This window comes from Streptococcus oralis ATCC 49296 (assembly GCF_000185265.1).
GTDB classification, from domain to species: Bacteria; Bacillota; Bacilli; order Lactobacillales; family Streptococcaceae; genus Streptococcus; species Streptococcus oralis_BC.
In genome coordinates, this window is the sequence record NZ_GL622183.1 from 1273426 (window position 1) to 1293593 (window position 20168).

The window sequence follows — 20168 nt, forward strand, 5'->3', positions numbered from 1 at the left end:
ACCACGTCAACGTCGCCTTGCCGTACTCAAGTACAGCCTGCGGCTAGTTTCCTAGTTTGCTCTTTGATTTTCATTGAGTATTAAAAATGAACGATATAGAAAGGAAAGGGCTGGTTTATGGACAAAAAAGAATTATTTGACGCGCTGGATGATTTTTCCCAACAATTACTGGTGACCTTGGCCGATGTGGAAGCCATCAAGAAAAATCTCAAGAGTCTGGTAGAGGAAAATACAGCTCTTCGCTTGGAAAATAGTAAGTTGCGCGAACGCTTGGGCGAGGTGGAAGCAGATACACCCGTCAAGGCTAAGCATGTTCGTGAAAGCGTCCGTCGAATCTATAAGGACGGTTTTCACGTATGTAATGATTTTTACGGACAACGCCGAGAGCAGGACGAAGAATGTATGTTCTGTGACGAGTTGTTATACAGGGAGTAAGCATGCAGATTCAAAAAAGTTTTAAGGGACAATCTCCCTATGGCAAGATTTACCTAGTAGCAACGCCGATTGGCAATCTAGACGATATGACTTTTCGTGCTATCCAGACTTTGAAAGAGGTGGACTGGATTGCAGCTGAGGACACGCGAAATACTGGTCTCTTACTCAAGCATTTTGACATTTCTACTAAGCAGATTAGTTTTCATGAGCACAATGCCAAGGAAAAAATTCCTGATTTGATTGGTTTCTTGAAATCAGGGCAAAGTATTGCTCAGGTTTCTGACGCGGGTCTGCCTAGTATCTCGGACCCTGGGCATGATTTGGTCAAGGCAGCTATTGAGGAAGAGATTGCAGTTGTCACAGTTCCGGGTGCCTCTGCAGGGATTTCTGCCCTGATTGCCAGTGGTTTAGCGCCACAGCCACATATCTTTTACGGTTTCTTACCAAGAAAATCAGGCCAGCAAAAGCAATTTTTCGACTTGAAAAAAAATTATCCAGAAACTCAGGTTTTCTATGAATCGCCCCACCGTGTAGCGGATACGTTAGAAAATATGCTAGAAGTCTACGGTGACCGCTCGGTAGTCTTGGTCAGGGAATTGACCAAAATCTATGAAGAATACCAACGAGGAAAGATTTCAGAGCTACTAGAAAGTATTGCTGAAACACCACTCAAGGGTGAATGCCTTCTCATCGTTGAAGGTGCCAGTCAGGATGTGGAAGAAAAGGACGAGGAGGACTTGTTCTTAGAAATCCAAACTCGTATCCAGCAAGGTATGAAGAAAAATCAAGCCATTAAGGAAGTTGCGAAACTCTACCAGTGGAATAAAAGCCAACTCTACGCTGCCTACCACGACTGGGAAGAAAATGACTAAACAGGGAAGTTTGCCTTCTTCCCTTTTTTTGTTATACTAGTAGAAGAAAAATTAGAAAGATTTGTGGGAGTGAAAAAGTCCGGGGGACTTTTTCAGCCTGAGCCTAGAAACTCGTAATCTCGTAAGTTTAGTTGGCTTTTTCAATGTGAATCTTGTCTTCACACTCCCAAAGAGGTATTAGTGTCGTGTCTCAATCTTATATCAATGTTATCGGAGCAGGTTTAGCGGGGTCTGAAGCTGCCTACCAAATCGCAGAACGTGGTATTCCAGTTAAACTCTATGAAATGCGTGGTGTCAAGTCAACACCTCAGCACAAAACAGACAATTTTGCGGAGTTAGTTTGTTCCAATTCTCTTCGTGGCGATGCTCTGACAAATGCCGTTGGTCTCCTCAAGGAAGAAATGCGCCGCTTGGGTTCTGTTATCTTGGAATCAGCAGAAGCTACACGTGTTCCTGCAGGAGGTGCCCTTGCGGTGGACCGCGATGGTTTCTCTCAAATGGTGACCGAAAAAGTAGCCAATCATCCCTTGATTGAAGTGGTTCGTGATGAAATTACAGAATTGCCGACCGATGTTATTACGGTTGTTGCTACTGGTCCTTTGACCAGTGATGCTTTAGCTGAAAAGATTCATGCCCTTAATGATGGGGATGGATTCTATTTCTATGACGCGGCGGCGCCGATTATCGATGTCAACACAATTGATATGAGCAAGGTCTATCTCAAGTCTCGTTATGATAAGGGAGAAGCAGCCTACCTCAACGCTCCAATGACCAAACAAGAGTTTATGGATTTCCATGAAGCCTTGGTCAATGCGGAAGAAGCACCGCTCAATTCGTTTGAAAAAGAAAAGTACTTTGAAGGTTGTATGCCTATCGAAGTCATGGCTAAGCGTGGCATTAAAACCATGCTTTATGGTCCTATGAAACCAGTTGGTCTGGAGTACCCAGACGACTATACGGGGCCTCGTGATGGCGAATTCAAAACCCCTTATGCAGTTGTCCAGCTTCGTCAGGATAATGCGGCTGGTAGTCTCTACAATATCGTCGGTTTCCAGACCCACCTCAAATGGGGAGAACAAAAGCGTGTCTTCCAAATGATTCCAGGTCTTGAAAATGCGGAGTTTGTTCGCTATGGGGTCATGCACCGCAATTCTTACATGGATTCGCCAAATCTTCTTGAGCAGACCTATCGTTCTAAGAAACAGCCTAACCTCTTCTTTGCTGGTCAAATGACGGGTGTGGAAGGCTATGTTGAGTCAGCGGCATCAGGTCTAGTTGCAGGTATTAACGCGGCTCGACTCTTCAAGGGTGAAAGTGAAGCTATCTTCCCAGAGACCACAGCGATCGGAAGTCTAGCTCATTACATCACTCATGCGGACAGCAACCATTTCCAACCAATGAATGTCAATTTTGGGATTATCAAGGAATTGGAAGGCGAGCGTATCCGTGATAAGAAGGCTCGTTATGAAAAAATTGCAGAGCGTGCTCTTACCGACTTAGAAGAATTTTTAACGGTCTAATTTTTTTCAAAGAATTGCTCATGATACTATAAAAATCTTAGAAATTGTGATAAAATAGGTAGGATAAAAAAAGGAGAGTGAAAATGGCGAATCCCAAGTATAAACGTATTTTAATCAAGTTATCAGGTGAAGCCCTTGCCGGTGAACGTGGCGTAGGGATTGATATCCAGACAGTTCAAACAATCGCAAAAGAGATTCAAGAAGTTCATAGCTTAGGTATCGAAATTGCCCTTGTTATTGGTGGAGGAAATCTCTGGCGTGGGGAACCTGCTGCAGAAGCAGGAATGGACCGCGTTCAGGCTGATTACACTGGAATGCTTGGGACCGTGATGAATGCTCTTGTGATGGCAGATTCATTGCAACAAGTTGGTGTCGATACGCGTGTACAAACAGCCATTGCTATGCAACAAGTGGCAGAACCTTACGTACGTGGACGTGCCCTTCGCCACCTTGAAAAAGGCCGTATCGTTATCTTTGGTGCTGGTATTGGTTCACCTTACTTCTCAACCGATACAACAGCAGCCCTTCGTGCAGCTGAAATCGAAGCGGATGCCATTCTTATGGCTAAAAATGGTGTAGACGGTGTTTACAATGCTGATCCTAAGAAAGACAAGACAGCCGTTAAGTTTGAAGAATTGACCCACCGTGACGTTATCAATAAAGGTCTTCGTATCATGGACTCAACAGCTTCAACCCTCTCTATGGACAACGACATTGACTTGGTTGTCTTTAACATGAACCAACCAGGCAACATCAAACGTGTTGTATTTGGTGAAAATATCGGAACAACAGTTTCAAACAATATCGAAGAAAAGGAATAAGAAAATTATGGCTAATGCAATTGTAGAAAAAGCTAAAGAGAGAATGACCCAGTCTCACCAATCACTTGCTCGTGAATTTGGAGGTATCCGTGCCGGTCGTGCCAACGCAAGCTTGCTAGACCGTATCCACGTAGAATATTATGGAGTTGAAACTCCCCTTAACCAAATCGCTTCTATTACCATTCCAGAAGCGCGTGTCTTGTTGGTAACACCATTTGACAAGTCTTCATTGAAAGACATCGAACGTGCCTTGAACGCTTCTGATCTTGGTATTACACCAGCTAATGACGGTTCTGTGATCCGCTTGGTTATCCCAGCTCTTACAGAAGAGACTCGTCGTGACCTTGCCAAAGAAGTGAAGAAGGTCGGTGAAAATGCTAAAGTGGCTGTCCGCAATATCCGCCGTGATGCTATGGACGAAGCTAAAAAACAAGAAAAAGCAAAAGAAATCACTGAAGACGAATTGAAGACTCTTGAAAAAGATATTCAAAAAGTAACAGACGACGCTGTGAAACACATCGACGACATGACTGCCAATAAAGAAAAAGAAATCTTGGAAGTCTAAAAATAAACAGAAAAACTCAGTTGGCATTGCTGGCTGAGTTTTATTCGAAAGAAGGAAATATGAATACAAATCTTGCAAGTTTTATCGTTGGACTCATCATCGATGAAAATGACCGTTTTTACTTTGTGCAAAAGGATGGTCAGACCTATGCTCTTGCCAAGGAAGAAGGTCAACATTCGGTAGGTGATACGGTCAAAGGTTTTGCCTATACGGATATGAAGCAGAAACTCCGATTGACCACTTTAGAAGTGACTGCCACTCAGGACCAATTTGGTTGGGGAACGGTAACGGAAGTTCGTAAGGACTTGGGTGTCTTTGTCGATACTGGTCTACCTGATAAGGAAATCGTTGTGTCACTCGATATCCTCCCTGAGCTCAAGGAACTCTGGCCTAAGAAGGGTGATAAACTTTACATCCGTCTTGAAGTGGACAAGAAAGACCGAATCTGGGGACTCTTGGCTTATCAGGAAGACTTCCAACGTCTGGCTCGTCCTGCCTACAATAATATGCAGAATCAAAACTGGCCAGCCATTGTTTACCGCCTCAAGCTGTCAGGAACATTTGTTTACCTACCAGAGAATAACATGCTTGGTTTCATTCACCCAAGTGAACGTTACGCAGAGCCACGTTTGGGGCAAGTGCTAGATGCGCGTGTCATCGGTTTCCGTGAAGTGGATCGTACCTTGAACCTCTCGCTCAAACCACTTTCCTTTGAAATGTTGGAAAATGATGCTCAGATGATTTTGACCTACTTGGAAAGCAATGGCGGTTTTATGACCTTGAATGATAAGTCATCCCCTGAGGATATCAAGGCAACCTTTGGTATCTCTAAAGGTCAGTTCAAGAAAGCACTCGGTGGCTTGATGAAGGCTGGCAAAATCAAGCAAGACCAGTTTGGTACAGAGTTGATTTAGGTCTTATAGACATGATAAAGAAACTTGAAGAAATGAGTTTAGAGGAACTCTGGCAGCTTTTTCCTATTTTTCTAGTAGAGCACAGGTCAGAGTGGAAAGACTGGTATGAATCTGAAAAAATAAGTCTGAAAAAAATATTGGGTGCAAATGTTATTAAAAGAATAGAACATATTGGTAGCACTGCTATCCCTAATATTTGGGCCAAAAATATCGTTGATATTCTGCTAGAAGTAGGTAGAAAAGAGGATTTAGCAAGAGTTAGGGATTTATTGGTGAAGAATGGTTGGCTAGTGATGTCGGAGAGTCCTAACAGGATTTCGCTAAATAAAGGATACACAGAGCAGGGATTTGCTGAGAAAGTTTTTCATCTACATTTGCGAATGACGGGAGATCATGACGAGATTTATTTTAGAGATTATCTCTGCCAGCATCCAGATATTGCCCAAGCGTATCAGGAATTAAAACTAAGTTTGTGGAAAAAATTTGAACACAATAGAGACGCCTATACAGATGCGAAAACAGATTTTATAAACCACTACGTTTCAGAGGCTAAGTCCAGTAACTTTCAAGAATCAGAAAAGTGTCATCAAAAAAATCTTGATAGGAGAAAGAATTGAGAAAATCATTTTACACTTGGCTCATGACCGAGCGCAATCCTAAAAGTAATAGCCCAAAAGCCATCTTGGCAGATCTCGCTTTTGAGGAGTCAGCTTTTCCAAAACACACGGATGATTTTGATGAGGTGAGTCGCTTTTTGGAGGAGCATGCCAGCTTCTCTTTTAACCTAGGAGATTTTGACGCCATCTGGCAAGAATACTTAGAACACTAGAGACAATGAGATGAGGCTAGTATTTTATTGTTCTCTTTGCTATAATAAAAAGAAATAAACGGATTAGAGAGGTTCTTTATTTGAAGGAACATTCAATAGACATTCAACTAAGTCACCCAGATGACTTGTTCCATCTTTTTGGTTCCAATGAGCGCCATCTTCGTTTGATGGAAGAAGAGCTCGATGTGGTGATTCATGCTCGTACAGAGATTGTGCAGGTTATCGGAGAAGAGTCTGCCTGTGAGGAAGCCCGTCAGGTTATTCAGGCTTTGATGGTCTTGGTAAATCGAGGAATGACGGTTGGCACGCCAGATGTGGTGACTGCGATTAGCATGGTCAAAAACGATGAAATTGACAAGTTTGTCGCCCTTTACGAAGAAGAAATTATCAAAGACAATACAGGGAAGCCGATCCGTGTCAAAACCTTAGGTCAAAAGCTTTATGTGGACAGTGTCAAACAGCATGATGTGACCTTTGGAATCGGACCTGCAGGGACAGGGAAGACCTTTCTTGCAGTGACCTTGGCAGTGACTGCCCTTAAACGTGGGCAGGTCAAGCGGATTATCCTGACTCGTCCAGCAGTGGAAGCAGGAGAAAGTCTAGGATTTCTTCCAGGTGATCTTAAGGAGAAGGTCGATCCTTATCTTCGACCAGTTTATGATGCCTTGTATCAGATTCTTGGCAAAGACCAAACGACCCGTCTCATGGAGCGTGAAATCATTGAAATTGCGCCCCTTGCCTATATGCGTGGTCGGACCTTGGATGATGCCTTTGTCATTCTCGATGAGGCACAGAATACGACCATCATGCAGATGAAGATGTTCTTGACTCGTTTAGGATTTAATTCGAAGATGATTGTCAATGGAGATATCAGCCAGATTGACCTGCCACGTAATGTTAAATCCGGTTTGATTGATGCTCAAGAAAAGCTCAAGAACATTCACCAAATCGACTTTGTTCATTTTTCAGCCAAGGATGTGGTTCGCCATCCAGTTGTTGCTCAGATTATCCGAGCCTATGAACCAGCTCCAGTTAAAAATGAAGAAAAGAAGGAAGAGACAGAATAGCAAAAAAAGAGCAGTTCAATTTGAACTGCTCTTTTTTTTAATGAGTGTCTAGCTTTAAACATGTTCGTCGATAGACGTATAATCTTTATCGAGGCCTTGAGCAACTGGGAGGCTGGTTAAGTAACCTTTATAAGTGGTCACACCTTGACGCAAGCCCTCATCTTCAGAGATTGCATGTGCAAAACCTTTGTCAGCCAATGCTTCGATATAAGGAAGAGTGACATTGGTTAGGGCGATGGTTGAAGTACGGGCAACCGCGCCAGGGATATTGGCAACGGCATAGTGGAGAACACCGTATTTTTCATAGACGGGTTCATCGTGTGTTGTCACACGGTCAGCTGTCTCGATAACGCCACCTTGGTCAACGGCAACGTCAACGATGACAGATCCTGGACGCATTTGTTTGACCATCTCATCTGTCACCAATTTTGGTGCTTTGGCACCAGGGATGAGAACCGCACCAATCACCACATCAGCATCTCTCACACTTGCTTCGATGTTAAATGAATTAGACATAAGAGTTTGAATTTGATTTCCAAAGACTTCTTCTAGAGCTGAGAGACGCTTAGCGCTGATATCTAAAATAGTCACTTGAGCACCAAGACCAAGGGCGATGCGGGCAGCATGTGCCCCGACGACACCACCACCGATGATGGTTACTTTTCCTTTTGGAACACCTGGTACACCACCAAGTAGAACACCAGAGCCACCAGCTTGCTTAGTAAGGAAGTAGGCTCCGATTTGAACAGCCATACGACCGGCAACCTCACTCATAGGAACGAGGAGCGGTAGTTGTCCTTGATTGTCACGAACAGTTTCATAGGCAATTCCTGTTGTTTTTGCTGCTAGCATGGCATCTGCTAATTCTGGCGCAGCGGCCATGTGCAAGTAGGTGAAGAGGAGAAGATCGTCGCGCAAATAACCGTATTCAGAAGCTAGTGGTTCTTTTACTTTCACGACTAATTCGGAAGCCCAGGCTTCAGCAGCAGTAGCGACAATCTCAGCTCCTTGCTTTTGATAGTCAGCATCAGTAAATCCTGAACCGAGACCAGCATTTGTTTCGATGAGGACACGATGTCCACGAGAAACTAAGCTATGGACACCAGCAGGTGTGAGGGCAACACGGTTTTCGTTATTTTTAATTTCTTTTGGAATTCCGATTAACATAGAGATAACCTACCTTTCAATTGACGGGATTGTTTTAGTTGTCACATTTCAGTTCATAAATCAAAAATGTGATGGTTTTATTGTATATGAAACCGCTTCAAAAATCAAGAAAAACTTGTCATTCAAATTTCTTTATGCTAGACTAGTGAGAATCAAGCTCTAATGGAGGAAAAAGTATGGAATCAATATTTGTTAAATTTTCCAAGTATCCAACTATAGAAACGGAGCGTTTATTGCTCCGACCTGTAACCTTGGACGATGCAGAAGCTATGTTTGAGTATGCCTCAGACAGAGAAAATACACGCTACACTTTTCCAACAAATCAAAGCTTAGAAGAAACCAAGAATAACATAGCTCAGTTTTACTTGGCTAGTCCCTTGGGACGGTGGGGAATCGAATTAAAAAATAACGGCAAGTTTATTGGTACCATTGACTTGCACAAGATCGATACTGTTCTTAAGAAGGCAGCTATTGGCTACATTATCAATAAAAAATATTGGAATCAAGGATTGACGACAGAAGCCAATCGTGCCGTGATTGCACTGGCTTTTGAGAAGATTGGAATGAACAAGTTGACCGCTCTTCACGATAAAGACAATCCCGCATCAGGAAAGGTCATGGAGAAATCAGGTATGCGCTTTTCCCACGAAGAACCCTATGCCAGAATGGATAATAAAGAACCAGGTCGAATTATCACAAGAGTTCATTATGTCTTGACTAAGGAAGACTATTTTGCAAATAAATAAGCAGTTGAAAAGAAATTTTCGACTGTTTTTTCTTTCTCTTGCGAATAACTTAAGAGAGGAGAAAATATGGAAGCAATTATCGAGAAAATCAAAGAGTATAAAATCATTGTCATTTGTGCTGGTTTGGGTTTGGCCTTGGGCGGATTTTTCCTGCTAAAGCCATCTACACAAACATCTGTAAAAGAAACAAATTTGCAGGCTGAAGTTGCCGCTGTTTCAAAGGATTCATCGTCTGAAAAAGAAGTGAAAAAGGAGGAAAAGGAAGAATCTCCTGAACAAGATCTAATAACAGTAGATGTCAAAGGTGCTGTCAAATCGCCAGGGATTTATGATTTGCCAGTAGGAAGTCGAGTTCATGATGCCGTTCAGAAGGCAGGTGGATTGACAGATGAGGCAGATAGCAAGTCGCTCAATCTAGCACAGAAAGTCAGTGACGAGGCTCTTGTCTATGTTCCAACTAAGGGAGAAGAAGCAGCTAGCCAGCAGGTTGCCTCTGGAACGACTCCTTCGACAAGTAAAGAAAAGAAGATCAACCTTAATAAAGCTAGTCTGGAAGAACTAAAACAGGTCAAAGGCTTGGGAGGAAAGCGAGCCCAGGATATTATCGACCATCGTGAGGCAAATGGCAAATTCAAGTCGGTAGATGAATTAAAGAAAGTCTCTGGTATTGGCGCTAAGACCATAGAAAAGCTAAAAGATTATGTCACAGTGGATTAAGAATTTCCCTATCCCCCTAATCTATCTGAGTTTTCTGTTACTCTGGCTTTACTATGCCATTTTTGGAGTGTCCTATCTCGCATTGCTAGGTTTTGTTTTTTTGATCGTCTGTCTCTTTTTCCAATTTCCTTGGAAATCGGCTGGAAAAGTTCTAGCGATTTGTGGAGTTTTTGGTTTTTGGTTTTTGTTTCAAAACTGGCAACAGACACAAGCTAGTCAAGACTTAGTTGCGTCTGTAGAGAAGGTGAGAATTTTACCAGATACTATTAAAGTTAATGGAGATAGTCTGTCCTTTCGGGGCAAGGCTGACGGCCGCACCTTCCAAGTTTATTATAAGCTACAGTCCGAGGAAGAGAAAGAGCTCTTTCAGGCCTTAACAGACCTTCACGAGATAGAGCTAGAAGGAAAACTTTCTGAGCCTGAAGGGCAGAGAAATTTTGGTGGCTTTAACTACCAAGCCTATCTAAAGACTCAAGGGATTTACCAGACATTGACTATTAATAACATCCAGTCACTTAAAAAGGTTAGCAGTTGGGATATAGGGGAAAATCTGTCTAGTTTACGTCGAAAGGCTGTAGTTTGGATCAAGGATCACTTTCCAGACCCTATGCGCAATTATATGACAGGGCTCTTGCTGGGACATTTGGACACGGACTTTGAGGAAATGAATGAGCTCTATTCCAGTCTTGGAATTATCCATCTCTTTGCCTTGTCGGGTATGCAGGTGGGCTTCTTTATGGATGCCTTTAAGAAACTCCTCTTGCGATTGGGCTTGACCCAAGAAAAGTTGAAGTGGCTAACTTATCCCTTTTCCCTTATCTATGCAGGTCTGACAGGATTTTCAGTTTCGGTCATTCGCAGTCTCTTGCAAAAGTTACTGGCCCAACATGGTGTTAAGGGGTTGGATAATTTTGCCTTGACGGTCCTTGTCCTTTTTATCATTATGCCAAACTTTTTCCTAACTGCAGGAGGAGTCTTGTCCTGTGCCTACGCCTTTATCTTGACCATGACAAGCAAAGAAGGGGAGGGGCTCAAGGCTGTTGCCAGAGAAAGTTTGGTCATTTCTTTGGGAATATTGCCCATTCTATCCTTCTATTTTGCAGAATTTCAGCCTTGGTCTATCCTTTTGACCGTTGTCTTTTCCTTTCTGTTTGATGTGGTCTTCTTGCCACTTTTGTCCATCTTATTCATTCTGTCTTTTATTTACCCAGTCACTCAGTTTAACTTTGTCTTTGAGTGGTTGGAGAACATCATTCGCTTGGTATCGCAGCTGGCAAGTAGACCTCTAGTTTTTGGTCAACCCAATGCGTGGTTTTTGATTCTTCTCTTAGTTTCATTAGCTTTAGTCTATGATTTTAGGAAAAATATTAAAAGAATAGCAGGAGTCATTCTCTTTATTGTGGGGCTCTTTTTCCTGACCAAGCATCCACTTGAAAATGAAATTACCATGCTGGATGTGGGGCAAGGGGAGAGTATTTTCCTACGGGATGTAACTGGGAAAACCATTCTCATAGATGTTGGTGGTAAGGTAGAAGCTAGTAAGAAAATCGAGGCTTGGCAAGAAAAGGCGACAACCAGCAATGCCCAGAGAACCTTGATTCCCTATCTTAAAAGTCGAGGAGTAGACAAGATTGACCAGCTGATTTTGACAAATACAGATAAGGAGCATATTGGCGATTTGCTAGAAGTAACAAAGGCTTTCCATGTCGGGGAGATTTTAGTATCAAAACGAAGTTTGACACAGAAGGATTTTGTGGCAGAATTAGAAGCAAGCCAAACCGAGGTGCGCAGTTTAACTGCAGGGGAGAACTTGCCGATTTTTGGCAGTTACTTAGAACTTCTATCTTCAAGGCAGATTCGAGATGGGAATCGTGATGATTCTCTGGTTCTTTATGGAAAACTCTTGGATAAGCACTTTCTCTTCACAGGAAATTTGAAAGAGAAGGGAGAGAAGGACTTGATGAAGCATTATCCTGACTTAGAGGTGGATGTCTTGAAAGCAGGCCAACATGGTGCTAAAACCTCATCAAATCCAACTTTTCTAGAAAAACTCAAACCAGAGATTACTCTCATTTCAGTGGGTAAGAACAATCGTGCCAAACTCCCCCATCAGGAAACCTTGACACGACTAGAATCCATCGAGAGTAAGATTTACCGAACAGATCAGCAAGGAGCCATTCGCTTTAAAGGATGGAATAGTTGGCAGATTGAAAGTGTTCGTTAGGAAGAAAAGGTGTTATATATTAGTAAAATAAACAAATAATCTGTTGCATAATATAGGGAAAAACGATATAATGAAAGCGTCTCCAATAGTAAAGATATAACTGCAATGAAAACATGAAAAATCAGTAAAACCCGTTTTATTAGCTAGTTTGTTATCTGTTGGTCTTTTTCAATCCATTGCATCTGCTGTAACAGTCACTAAAAAATATTGGTATGATTGGAATACTATGTGGGAATATAGTACTAACTATCACAACCATCAATACATTTCTATCCCGTTATGGTCTATTCTGAGTATAAAATTGGCGGAGGATGGAATTACAATCGTTATGAGGTCATAAACTACTACAGCGGAGGCTATTAATCGTTAAAGAGTGAGAAAAAGGAGGGCTGGATATGTTAAATCTTACTCATGTTACCTTAAAAACGCGACAAGTCATCTTGCAAGATGTTGATTTCACATTTGAAAAGGGCAGGATTTATGGCGTTCTTGCTATCAATGGCTCGGGAAAGACGACACTGTTCCGAGCTATGAGCAAGCTGCTTCCCCTTAGTAGTGGACATATCGCAGCCCCTCCTTCTTTGTTTTATTATGAGAGCGTTGAATGGCTGGATGGAAACTTAAGTGGGATGGACTACCTTCGTCTCATAAAAAATATCTGGAAGTCAGACCTAAACTTGGGGGACGCAATCGCCTATTGGGAAATGTCTGACTATATCAACCTTCCCATCCGCAAGTATTCCTTAGGGATGAAGCAACGCTTGGTGATTGCTATGTATTTCCTCAGTCAGGCGAAATGCTGGCTCATGGATGAGATAACAAATGGCTTAGATGAGTATTATCGACAGAAGTTTTTTGATAGGCTGGCACAAATCGATAGAAAAGAACAGCTGGTTCTTTTGAGTTCCCACTACAAAGAGGAGTTAATGGAGATTTGCGATAGCATCGTAACCATTCGTCAGGGGCAGATAGAAGAGGTTCCATTATGAAAGATATTAGCCTATTTTTATTAAAGAAAGTTTTCAAAAGTCGTTTAAACTGGATTATCTTACTTTTATTTGCATCTGTACTCGGTGTTACCTTTTATTTAAATAGTCAGACTGCAAACTCACACAGCTTGGAGAGCGAGTTGGAAACCCGTCTTGTAAAAGATGAGAGAATCGTCAATGAAAATGAAGTGAAGCTTTCCCAAATGTCTGACACCAGCTCGGAGGAATACCAGAGTGTTAAAAGTAATTTAGAATTGCAAAAAAATCTTTTAACGCAAAAGAAAGAAATTCTGACTTTGTTAAAAGAAGGTCGATGGAAAGAAGCCTATTATTTGCAGTGGCAAGATGAAGAGAAGAATTATGAAGTTATGTCAAATCAACCGACTTCTGACTCTGAATTAAAAATGGCAGTTGACCGCCAACGAAAGATTTACCAAGCCCTGTATCCCTTGAACATAAAAGCACATACTTTGGAGTTTCCGACCCACGGGATTGATCAGATTGTCTGGATTTTAGAGGCTATCATCCCAACCTTGTTTGTGATTGGTATTATTTTTATGCTAACACAACTGTTCGCAGAAAGATATCAAAATAATCTCGATACAGCTCAGTTATATCCTTTTTCAAAAGTGACATTTGCCATGTCCTCTCTTGGAGTTGGGGTGAGCTATGTAACCGTGCTGTTTATTGGAATCTGTGGATTTTCTTTTCTAGTGGGAAGTCTGATAAGTGGTTTTGGACAGTTAGATTATCCATACCCTATTTATAGCTTAACCAATCAAGAGGTAACTATTGGAAAAATACAAGATGTGTTATTTCCTAGCTTGCTATTAGCTTTCTTAGCCTTTATCGTCATTGTGGAAGTCGTCTACTTGATTGCTTACTTTTTCAAGCAAAAAATGCCTGTCCTCTTTCTTTCCCTCATTGGGATTGTTGGCTTATTGTTTGGTATCCAAACGATCCAGCCTCTTCAGAGTATTGCCCATCTGATTCCCTTTACTTACCTGCGTTCAGTGGAGATTTTATCTGGAAGATTACCTAAACAGATTAATAATGTAGATCTACATTGGAGCATGGGGATGGTCTTACTTCCTTGCCTGATTATTCTTTTGTTAGTGGGGATTCTATTTCTCGAAAGATGGGGAAGTTCTCGTAAAAAGGAAGTTTTTAATAGGTCTTAGCGTTCCTATACGGAAGATGAGGGGAAAAATAACATAGAGAGGGAATCAACTTGGTTCTCTCTTTTTGATGCAGACATCAAGAAGAAAACAGAAAGTTTTTCGAAAAAATGACTTTTTATCTTGACAAGGAATAGAAAACTTGGTATCATATAAAAGTTGAGAAAAGCAGAAGTGAGAGCTTCTCGCCTTGTGACATCAAGTTGCCTGGCCCTACGGATGAAAAGTTTCTAAGAAACGCTATCATAACGTGCGGGCTTGTATCATTACGAGTCCGCTATTGTTTTTCTCTAATAATAAAAAAGAGGTGAAAACCATAGCAAAGCAAGACTTATTCATCAATGATGAAATTCGTGTACGTGAAGTTCGCTTGATCGGTCTTGAGGGAGAACAGCTAGGCATCAAGCCACTCAGCGAAGCGCAAGCATTGGCTGATAGTGCAAATGTTGACTTAGTATTGATTCAACCCCAAGCAAAACCGCCTGTTGCTAAAATTATGGACTACGGTAAGTTCAAATTTGAGTACCAGAAAAAGCAAAAAGAACAACGTAAAAAACAAAGTGTTGTTACTGTGAAAGAAGTTCGTCTGAGTCCAACTATTGACAAGGGTGACTTTGACACAAAACTTCGCAATGCACGCAAGTTCCTTGAAAAAGGAAATAAAGTTAAGGTATCCATTCGCTTTAAAGGGCGTATGATCACCCATAAAGAGATTGGTGCAAAAGTTTTAGCCGAGTTTGCTGAAGCAACACAAGATATTGCGATCATCGAACAACGAGCTAAGATGGATGGACGCCAAATGTTCATGCAGTTGGCGCCAGCAACTGACAAAAAATAATTGTCAGAAAGTTAAATAAAGGAGAAAAAATCATGCCAAAACAAAAAACACACCGCGCATCAGCTAAACGTTTCAAACGTACAGGTTCTGGTGGACTTAAACGTTTCCGTGCTTACACTTCTCACCGTTTCCACGGAAAAACTAAGAAACAACGTCGTCATCTTCGTAAAGCATCTATGGTGCATTCAGGAGATTTCAAACGTATCAAAGCAATGCTTACTCGCTTGAAATAATAGCCTAACAGTAAGTAAACAATTCTAGGAAATATTTGGAGGAAATAAAACATGGCACGTGTTAAAGGTGGCGTTGTATCACGCAAACGTCGTAAACGTATTCTTAAATTAGCAAAAGGTTACTATGGAGCTAAACACATCTTGTTCCGTACTGCAAAAGAACAAGTAATGAACTCTTACTACTATGCATACCGTGACCGTCGTCAGAAAAAACGTGACTTCCGTAAATTGTGGATCACTCGTATCAATGCGGCAGCTCGTTTGAACGGACTTTCATACTCACAATTGATGCATGGTTTGAAATTGGCTGAAATCGAAGTTAACCGTAAAATGCTTGCTGACTTGGCTGTTAACGATGCTGCAGCTTTCACAGCTCTTGCAGATGCAGCTAAAGCAAAACTTGGTAAATAATGACAAACTGTTTCATTCTTACTCTCGTGGTTTTACCGCAAGAGTAGGGTGAAACTTTTTTATTTTCCATAAATGATTTTCTATTTTAGAGAGTAAATAACAGATTTTTTCAAAGAAAATAGGATCTTTCTTGTATAATAGGAATATCTAAAAAAGATTTGGAGTTAGAAGAAGATGATAGTAGGTATTGATTTAGGAACGACTAATTCTTTAGTAGGGGTATACCAAGATGGCCAGGTTAAGCTGATTCCCAATGCTTTTGGTGAGTATTTGACTCCATCTGTTGTGGCTTTAGATGACAATGATGAGATTATAGTTGGAAAAATTGCTAAGGAACGCTTGGTGACCCACCCAGATAAGACGGTTTCTCAGTTCAAGCGTTTTATGGGGACCAAGCATGAGTTGACGCTAGGAAATCGAGCATATAAGGCTGAAGAATTAAGCTCTTTTATCATTCGAAAGTTGGTAGACGATGCAGAGAACTATCTTGGGGAAAAGGTCGAGGAAGTGATTGTCAGTGTTCCAGCCTATTTCAACGATGCTCAACGCTATGCGACCAAACTAGCAGGGAAATTTGCAGGTGTTCAGATTGATCGGATTATCAATGAACCCTCTGCAGCAGCTCTTGCTAAAAGATCTATGGTAAACCAAGAAGATCAATCTTTTATTGTGGTCGATTTTGGTGGTGGTACTCTTGATATTTCAGTTGTGGAGCTTTTTGATAATATCGTCGAAATCGTGTCGATTGCAGGGGACAATCGTTTGGGAGGAGAAGACTTCACTGCGGCTATTGCTGAGGAATTTTTAGTTTCCAATCAATTAACCAAGGATACGATTTCCCGTGAATTTTATGGCAAAATTCTGGTACAGGCTGAAAAGACTAAACTAGAACTCAATGAGAAAGAAGAAGTGAAGATGACAGTTCTGGACCAAGAACAGGAATACACTTTAGACTTGAGCTACCAGCGTTTTTATGAGCTTTGTCAGCCTCTGCTAGCCCGTGTTAAGGCCGTTTTGGACCGTGCCTTGATGGATGCGCGCTATAGCTATGTATCATCAGATAACTTTGTTCTTGTTGGGGGGACTTCGAAACTCCGCTTGGTTCAGGATTTTTTATCCTACTGTATCAATCAAGTGGTGCAGGTTTCGGATGATCCCGATCGGATGATTGCGAGAGGTTGTGCCCTTTTAGCAGGAATAAAAGAACGCCAGGGTGAGATACGAGATTTATTACTGTCTGATATTTGTCCTTTTACACTGGGGATTGAGATAGTTGGCGACCGCTTTTCGCCGATTATTGAGCGAAATTCAACCCTACCTGCTTCACGCATCGAGCAGTACTATACGGCTGAATTGGGACAGAGTCAAGTCAAGATAAAGGTCTATCAAGGTGAGATGATGAAGGCATCACAAAATCTGTTCCTAGGAGAATTAGAAGTTCCCGTCCCTGTGAATACTCGAGTAAATGAAAGTTTCACAGTTCGATTTACCTATGATTTAAATGGAATTTTGGATGTCGAAGTGAAAATTGATTCAACACAGGAAGTCTTTAGTCATGTTATTCTCCAAGATAGTGTTACTCTGACAGAAAAGGAAATCAAGGCTAAGCAAGCAGAGTTGACTCGCTATAAGATCAATGCTCAAGAAACAGAGGTTTATCGCTTCTTGATTGAAAAAGCGAATCGCGTGTACAGTATGCTCTTGGGGAGAAGAAGAGATGAGCTAATGGCTGAAACTAGACGATTTGAAGAAGAGGTCAGCCAAGCATCTATGTATCATTTGCCAAAACTCTATCAATCATTTTCAAACTATCTAGACTTCCTAGAGCGAGGACTGTAAAAGAGGAGACCTTATGAATATATGGGAAACTTTAGGGATAGAGCCAACGACTGACGTCAAGCTTATTAGAAGGCGTTATGCTGAACTGGTTCGGCTCTATCACCCAGAAGACCAACCAGAAATTTACCAAGAAATTGTTGAAGCTTACCAAAAAGCCTTGACTTATGCGAGGTCTAGAAACACAAGACCAGAAAATAGCCTAAGAAAAGCGAGTGACTCTCAAGAAGCTACTGAACTTGAAGAAGAGGCGAATGGAAAGCCTAACTCTAGTTTCAACTTTGAAAACTTGACTGAAGAAACGAAGACTGAGAACGAAGAGTCTGAAAGATCTAGTCTTGATTTTAGTGATTATCAGCAATCAACTGATAAAACCAGCGATTCCTTTAACTTTGAAACCTTTAAAGCGGAAGAGGATGAGCAAAAGTCCACCCTTGACTTTAGTGACTATGATGAGGAAGTTCAGCTAAATGGAGATTCTGAAGAAAGAGCTAAGAATACCCTCAACTTTGAAACGTTTGGTGACGAAGAGAACCAGGGGCAAGAAGGATTAACAAGGTCTACTCTTGACTTTAGCGGTTATAATGAAGAAACTTATCTGATCCGAAATGCGATTGAAAGTATTGTTAAAAATGATGATTACAGTCCAGAAGAACAAGAGCATCTATGGCGTCAGTTCTTTCATCAGTATCAGTATGATATGGACATTGTTCAATCCGTTTTAGAGAAAATGGATGTTTATATTTTTAACAAACCGGAGCAATTCTCTATCCTCATTCCCTTGCTGGAAGACTATATACCTGACTTCCGACACTGGGGCTATTACTATAAACTGAAGTATTGGAAAGTTAAAAGAGATATAGCAGAAGAGGAAGGCAGTTCGCTTGAAAGCGCACAAGAAGCTACTGAGCAATTCTATTATTCTTATAAACTTTGCCAAGAAATTCTCCATGATTTTAACAAAGCAAATCAATTGAACTCTTGGATAGAGTTTTTCAAGCACCCCTATTTGGCCTTTATGGTCTTGGATCAAGTAAATCAAAATCGTCAGATAATCAAGAGTGTGCCAGTTTTAACCTATATCCTGGAAAAAAACCGACAAGTCATATTTGAAGAGGATTATCCACTCTTGAATGACTTGGCTGATTACATAGAGGAAGTAAAAGGGGAGCTGGGAGAAAACGTTGACTTTAGTCACTACTCTCTAGATAATCCAGATGAAGTTGAGGCAGCCTTCTATGAGTTGCTCCATGCTCAGTATGAAGACGAGTATAAACTGTTACGTGATTGGCAATACCTTTTTGAATCAGTCAAAGATCACACGCTCCTACTTGATTTGTTAGAAAAAGTGGACGTCTATCCTTTAACCAATGCGAAAGTGTTAGCACTCGTTCTCCAATTTGTGGAGCGTTACAGCGATGAGGAATCAAATCCTTACCTGAAAAAACTCCATTTCTGGAAGAGTATCCATTCTTATCCTTCAGTGGTAGAGGAGTATGCACTTAACAAAAAAGAAAATTTTGATTACTGGTACAATGAAGGTTATCTCTATATTGATAAGCTTACTAAGAGCGATGAAGATATCAATGATTGGGAGAAGTGGAGAAGCTACTTTAAAGGAAGACCACGCATTCTAACGATTTTGCTTCAGCAGATCTATAAGGAGTACCATCGGTTTACAGACGGCGAGCTCCTGAGATATGTTTTAGCTCCTTTTCCTACTTCTAAAATGGCTCCCCAAATGATGACGGAGGAGACAGACCAGAAACTAGAAGAGATGACAGTTTATGCTTATGAACTTAGTCATCCAAAGGCCAAGCTCTCTTATTTGGATTGGAAAAAAAGACAAGTCTTTAAAAATAAGTTTCTTCAGTTTGTCTTTGGTCTATTTTCGATTGTGAGTTTGATACTCAGTGTTCTAGAGCAACCTATTGATAATTTATGGGTCCATGCTGGTATGTTTTCTCTCTTTTACGTCTATATGCTAAAATTAAGGCAAACACAGATTGAGGAAGGAGTGACAGCTAGGGGTTCAAAACGAAAATTCTACCACAGTCCCCATCCATGGTTCCTATTCATCTTGTTATTGCTCCTCGTCACTCCATTCTTACCGTTTGGTCTCATTGGTGCCCTTATGTTTATTACATTTTTCTGTCTCATCGATGGTTTCCAGGTGAGTCAAGGGCTGAAGTGGGATTATTCTTTGGATAAGCTGATTCCTGTCGGTATCTTTCTTTCTGCTGGCTTCTTATCTGCTTTGGTAAATCGAAGCCAGATCATTTCCGGAGTTGCAATTATGTACTTCCATATTTTTGCAATCTTTGTGATATGCTTGTCTTTTACAAGATTTAGTCCCGGATTTCCACCATCTTTGAAAAAAATTCTCTTTCCAGCATTTTTGGGGATCCTACTCTTTCAAACGTTGCCCTACATTCACAGCCGTTTAGACATCTTTGATCCAACTATTCTACGAAATGAAACACTGGCTATAACTGTTATCCTCTTGTTAAATGGAGTTGCCTTGTCTTATTTTACAAAGGATCAAGGCTTCATGATTGGTGTGAAGAAGGTCTTTATGATTTATGGATTGCAGATCTTTATTTTCCTAAGAAGACTGTTCCGAATCCTATTCGCACCAAATTCAGTTTTCGGTAATAACTATCATTACAAAGACTTACTAATCATGAACAGCGAATTTACTTTCTACTTCCTCGAAGGACTTTTTATCCTTATCATACTTTTCCTTATTGGCAATATACGCAAGGAAAACCGTAAAAGTGCTGGTTAGAATGAAAGCGGAGAGAAG

Annotated in this window: 20 protein-coding genes, 1 pseudogene and 1 other annotated feature; of the genes and pseudogenes, 20 read left to right on the forward strand and 1 reads right to left on the reverse strand. The window is 41.1% G+C overall.

What is annotated here, in order from left to right; translation table 11 throughout:
• The first annotated feature begins 117 nt into the window (after window positions 1–117).
• The 9 genes from yabA (at window position 118) to HMPREF8578_RS08420 (ending at window position 7023) form a co-directional block, all read left to right on the forward strand.
• Window positions 118–435 carry a DNA replication initiation control protein YabA gene (gene yabA / locus HMPREF8578_RS08380; protein ID WP_000358229.1) on the forward strand — a complete coding sequence of 106 codons (318 nt, stop codon included), beginning with the start codon at window positions 118–120 and terminating at the stop codon, window positions 433–435.
• A gap of 2 nt (window positions 436–437) precedes the next feature.
• Window positions 438–1307 (forward strand): 16S rRNA (cytidine(1402)-2'-O)-methyltransferase, encoded by an 870-nt coding sequence (gene rsmI / locus HMPREF8578_RS08385; RefSeq protein WP_001166857.1) that lies wholly within the window; start codon window positions 438–440, stop codon window positions 1305–1307.
• A gap of 185 nt (window positions 1308–1492) precedes the next feature.
• Complete coding sequence (gene trmFO / locus HMPREF8578_RS08390; RefSeq protein ID WP_000083711.1) at window positions 1493–2827, forward strand: methylenetetrahydrofolate--tRNA-(uracil(54)-C(5))-methyltransferase (FADH(2)-oxidizing) TrmFO; 1335 nt, start codon at window positions 1493–1495, stop codon at window positions 2825–2827.
• Window positions 2828–2910: 83 nt separating this feature from the next.
• The gene (gene pyrH / locus HMPREF8578_RS08395; protein WP_000002996.1) at window positions 2911–3648 is read left to right on the forward strand and encodes a UMP kinase; all 738 of its coding nucleotides are present in this window, start codon (window positions 2911–2913) and stop codon (window positions 3646–3648) included.
• A gap of 7 nt (window positions 3649–3655) precedes the next feature.
• Window positions 3656–4213, forward strand: a complete 558-nt coding sequence (gene frr, locus HMPREF8578_RS08400; RefSeq protein ID WP_001262235.1) for a ribosome recycling factor — start codon at window positions 3656–3658, stop codon at window positions 4211–4213.
• A 59-nt stretch (window positions 4214–4272) separates the two neighbouring features.
• Window positions 4273–5127 carry an RNA-binding virulence regulatory protein CvfB gene (gene cvfB, locus HMPREF8578_RS08405; protein WP_001095430.1) on the forward strand — a complete coding sequence of 285 codons (855 nt, stop codon included), beginning with the start codon at window positions 4273–4275 and terminating at the stop codon, window positions 5125–5127.
• Between the two features lie 11 nt (window positions 5128–5138).
• Window positions 5139–5744 carry a GrpB family protein gene (locus tag HMPREF8578_RS08410; protein WP_002893167.1) on the forward strand — a complete coding sequence of 202 codons (606 nt, stop codon included), beginning with the start codon at window positions 5139–5141 and terminating at the stop codon, window positions 5742–5744.
• On the forward strand, window positions 5741–5956 hold the full coding sequence (locus tag HMPREF8578_RS08415) for a YozE family protein (protein WP_001232084.1): 216 nt from the start codon (window positions 5741–5743) through the stop codon (window positions 5954–5956). The genes HMPREF8578_RS08410 and HMPREF8578_RS08415 overlap by 4 nt, the downstream gene beginning before the upstream one ends.
• A gap of 80 nt (window positions 5957–6036) precedes the next feature.
• A complete protein-coding gene (locus tag HMPREF8578_RS08420) occupies window positions 6037–7023 on the forward strand; it encodes a PhoH family protein (RefSeq protein WP_000658167.1) in 987 nt (328 codons plus the stop codon).
• Window positions 7024–7077: 54 nt separating this feature from the next.
• Here HMPREF8578_RS08420 and ald read toward each other — a convergent pair whose 3' ends face one another.
• Window positions 7078–8190, reverse strand: a complete 1113-nt coding sequence (gene ald / locus HMPREF8578_RS08425; RefSeq protein WP_000904703.1) for an alanine dehydrogenase — start codon at window positions 8188–8190, stop codon at window positions 7078–7080.
• Between the two features lie 176 nt (window positions 8191–8366).
• On the opposite strand from ald, the gene HMPREF8578_RS08430 reads away from it, so the two are divergent.
• The 11 genes and pseudogenes from HMPREF8578_RS08430 (at window position 8367) to HMPREF8578_RS08480 (ending at window position 20150) form a co-directional block, all read left to right on the forward strand.
• A complete protein-coding gene (locus HMPREF8578_RS08430; protein WP_000443766.1) occupies window positions 8367–8936 on the forward strand; it encodes a GNAT family N-acetyltransferase in 570 nt (189 codons plus the stop codon).
• Between the two features lie 66 nt (window positions 8937–9002).
• Complete coding sequence (locus tag HMPREF8578_RS08435) at window positions 9003–9653, forward strand: helix-hairpin-helix domain-containing protein (protein WP_000387312.1); 651 nt, start codon at window positions 9003–9005, stop codon at window positions 9651–9653.
• Entirely contained in the window at window positions 9637–11877 is a 2241-nt protein-coding gene (locus HMPREF8578_RS08440; RefSeq protein ID WP_000084753.1) for a DNA internalization-related competence protein ComEC/Rec2, read from the forward strand. The genes HMPREF8578_RS08435 and HMPREF8578_RS08440 overlap by 17 nt, the downstream gene beginning before the upstream one ends.
• 148 nt (window positions 11878–12025) lie before the next feature.
• Window positions 12026–12240, forward strand: a pseudogene (locus HMPREF8578_RS12675) (hypothetical protein).
• 32 nt (window positions 12241–12272) lie between these two features.
• A complete protein-coding gene (locus HMPREF8578_RS08450; protein ID WP_000933548.1) occupies window positions 12273–12866 on the forward strand; it encodes an ATP-binding cassette domain-containing protein in 594 nt (197 codons plus the stop codon).
• Window positions 12863–14047: a hypothetical protein gene (locus tag HMPREF8578_RS08455; protein WP_000652063.1), complete on the forward strand. Its 1185-nt coding sequence runs from the start codon at window positions 12863–12865 to the stop codon at window positions 14045–14047. The genes HMPREF8578_RS08450 and HMPREF8578_RS08455 overlap by 4 nt, the downstream gene beginning before the upstream one ends.
• Before the next feature lie 157 nt (window positions 14048–14204).
• Window positions 14205–14336 (forward strand) — a sequence feature (ribosomal protein L20 leader region).
• A 15-nt stretch (window positions 14337–14351) separates the two neighbouring features.
• Complete coding sequence (gene infC, locus HMPREF8578_RS08460) at window positions 14352–14882, forward strand: translation initiation factor IF-3 (RefSeq protein WP_000848184.1); 531 nt, start codon at window positions 14352–14354, stop codon at window positions 14880–14882.
• Between the two features lie 32 nt (window positions 14883–14914).
• Window positions 14915–15115 (forward strand): 50S ribosomal protein L35, encoded by a 201-nt coding sequence (gene rpmI, locus HMPREF8578_RS08465; protein WP_001125942.1) that lies wholly within the window; start codon window positions 14915–14917, stop codon window positions 15113–15115.
• A 51-nt stretch (window positions 15116–15166) separates the two neighbouring features.
• Complete coding sequence (gene rplT, locus HMPREF8578_RS08470) at window positions 15167–15526, forward strand: 50S ribosomal protein L20 (RefSeq protein WP_000124830.1); 360 nt, start codon at window positions 15167–15169, stop codon at window positions 15524–15526.
• 174 nt (window positions 15527–15700) lie between these two features.
• Complete coding sequence (locus HMPREF8578_RS08475) at window positions 15701–17365, forward strand: molecular chaperone HscC (RefSeq protein WP_000635023.1); 1665 nt, start codon at window positions 15701–15703, stop codon at window positions 17363–17365.
• A 13-nt stretch (window positions 17366–17378) separates the two neighbouring features.
• Window positions 17379–20150, forward strand: coding sequence for a J domain-containing protein (locus HMPREF8578_RS08480; protein WP_001028660.1), 2772 nt, complete (start codon window positions 17379–17381; stop codon window positions 20148–20150).
• Window positions 20151–20168: the final 18 nt, after the last annotated feature.

Bases quoted from the DNA above. Each gene is read 5' to 3' on its own strand.
- HMPREF8578_RS08450 (WP_000933548.1), top strand. From the start codon at position 12,273: ATGTTAAATCTTACTCATGTTACCTTAAAAACGCGACAAGTCATCTTG.
- rplT (WP_000124830.1), top strand. From the start codon at position 15,167: ATGGCACGTGTTAAAGGTGGCGTTGTATCACGCAAACGTCGTAAACGT.
- HMPREF8578_RS08430 (WP_000443766.1), top strand. From the start codon at position 8,367: ATGGAATCAATATTTGTTAAATTTTCCAAGTATCCAACTATAGAAACG.
- HMPREF8578_RS08410 (WP_002893167.1), top strand. From the start codon at position 5,139: ATGATAAAGAAACTTGAAGAAATGAGTTTAGAGGAACTCTGGCAGCTT.
- HMPREF8578_RS08475 (WP_000635023.1), top strand. From the start codon at position 15,701: ATGATAGTAGGTATTGATTTAGGAACGACTAATTCTTTAGTAGGGGTA.
- rsmI (WP_001166857.1), top strand. From the start codon at position 438: ATGCAGATTCAAAAAAGTTTTAAGGGACAATCTCCCTATGGCAAGATT.
- HMPREF8578_RS08480 (WP_001028660.1), top strand. From the start codon at position 17,379: ATGAATATATGGGAAACTTTAGGGATAGAGCCAACGACTGACGTCAAG.
- HMPREF8578_RS08440 (WP_000084753.1), top strand. From the start codon at position 9,637: ATGTCACAGTGGATTAAGAATTTCCCTATCCCCCTAATCTATCTGAGT.
- yabA (WP_000358229.1), top strand. From the start codon at position 118: ATGGACAAAAAAGAATTATTTGACGCGCTGGATGATTTTTCCCAACAA.
- HMPREF8578_RS08455 (WP_000652063.1), top strand. From the start codon at position 12,863: ATGAAAGATATTAGCCTATTTTTATTAAAGAAAGTTTTCAAAAGTCGT.
- cvfB (WP_001095430.1), top strand. From the start codon at position 4,273: ATGAATACAAATCTTGCAAGTTTTATCGTTGGACTCATCATCGATGAA.
- HMPREF8578_RS08435 (WP_000387312.1), top strand. From the start codon at position 9,003: ATGGAAGCAATTATCGAGAAAATCAAAGAGTATAAAATCATTGTCATT.
- rpmI (WP_001125942.1), top strand. From the start codon at position 14,915: ATGCCAAAACAAAAAACACACCGCGCATCAGCTAAACGTTTCAAACGT.
- ald (WP_000904703.1), bottom strand. From the start codon at position 8,190: ATGTTAATCGGAATTCCAAAAGAAATTAAAAATAACGAAAACCGTGTT.
- pyrH (WP_000002996.1), top strand. From the start codon at position 2,911: ATGGCGAATCCCAAGTATAAACGTATTTTAATCAAGTTATCAGGTGAA.
- frr (WP_001262235.1), top strand. From the start codon at position 3,656: ATGGCTAATGCAATTGTAGAAAAAGCTAAAGAGAGAATGACCCAGTCT.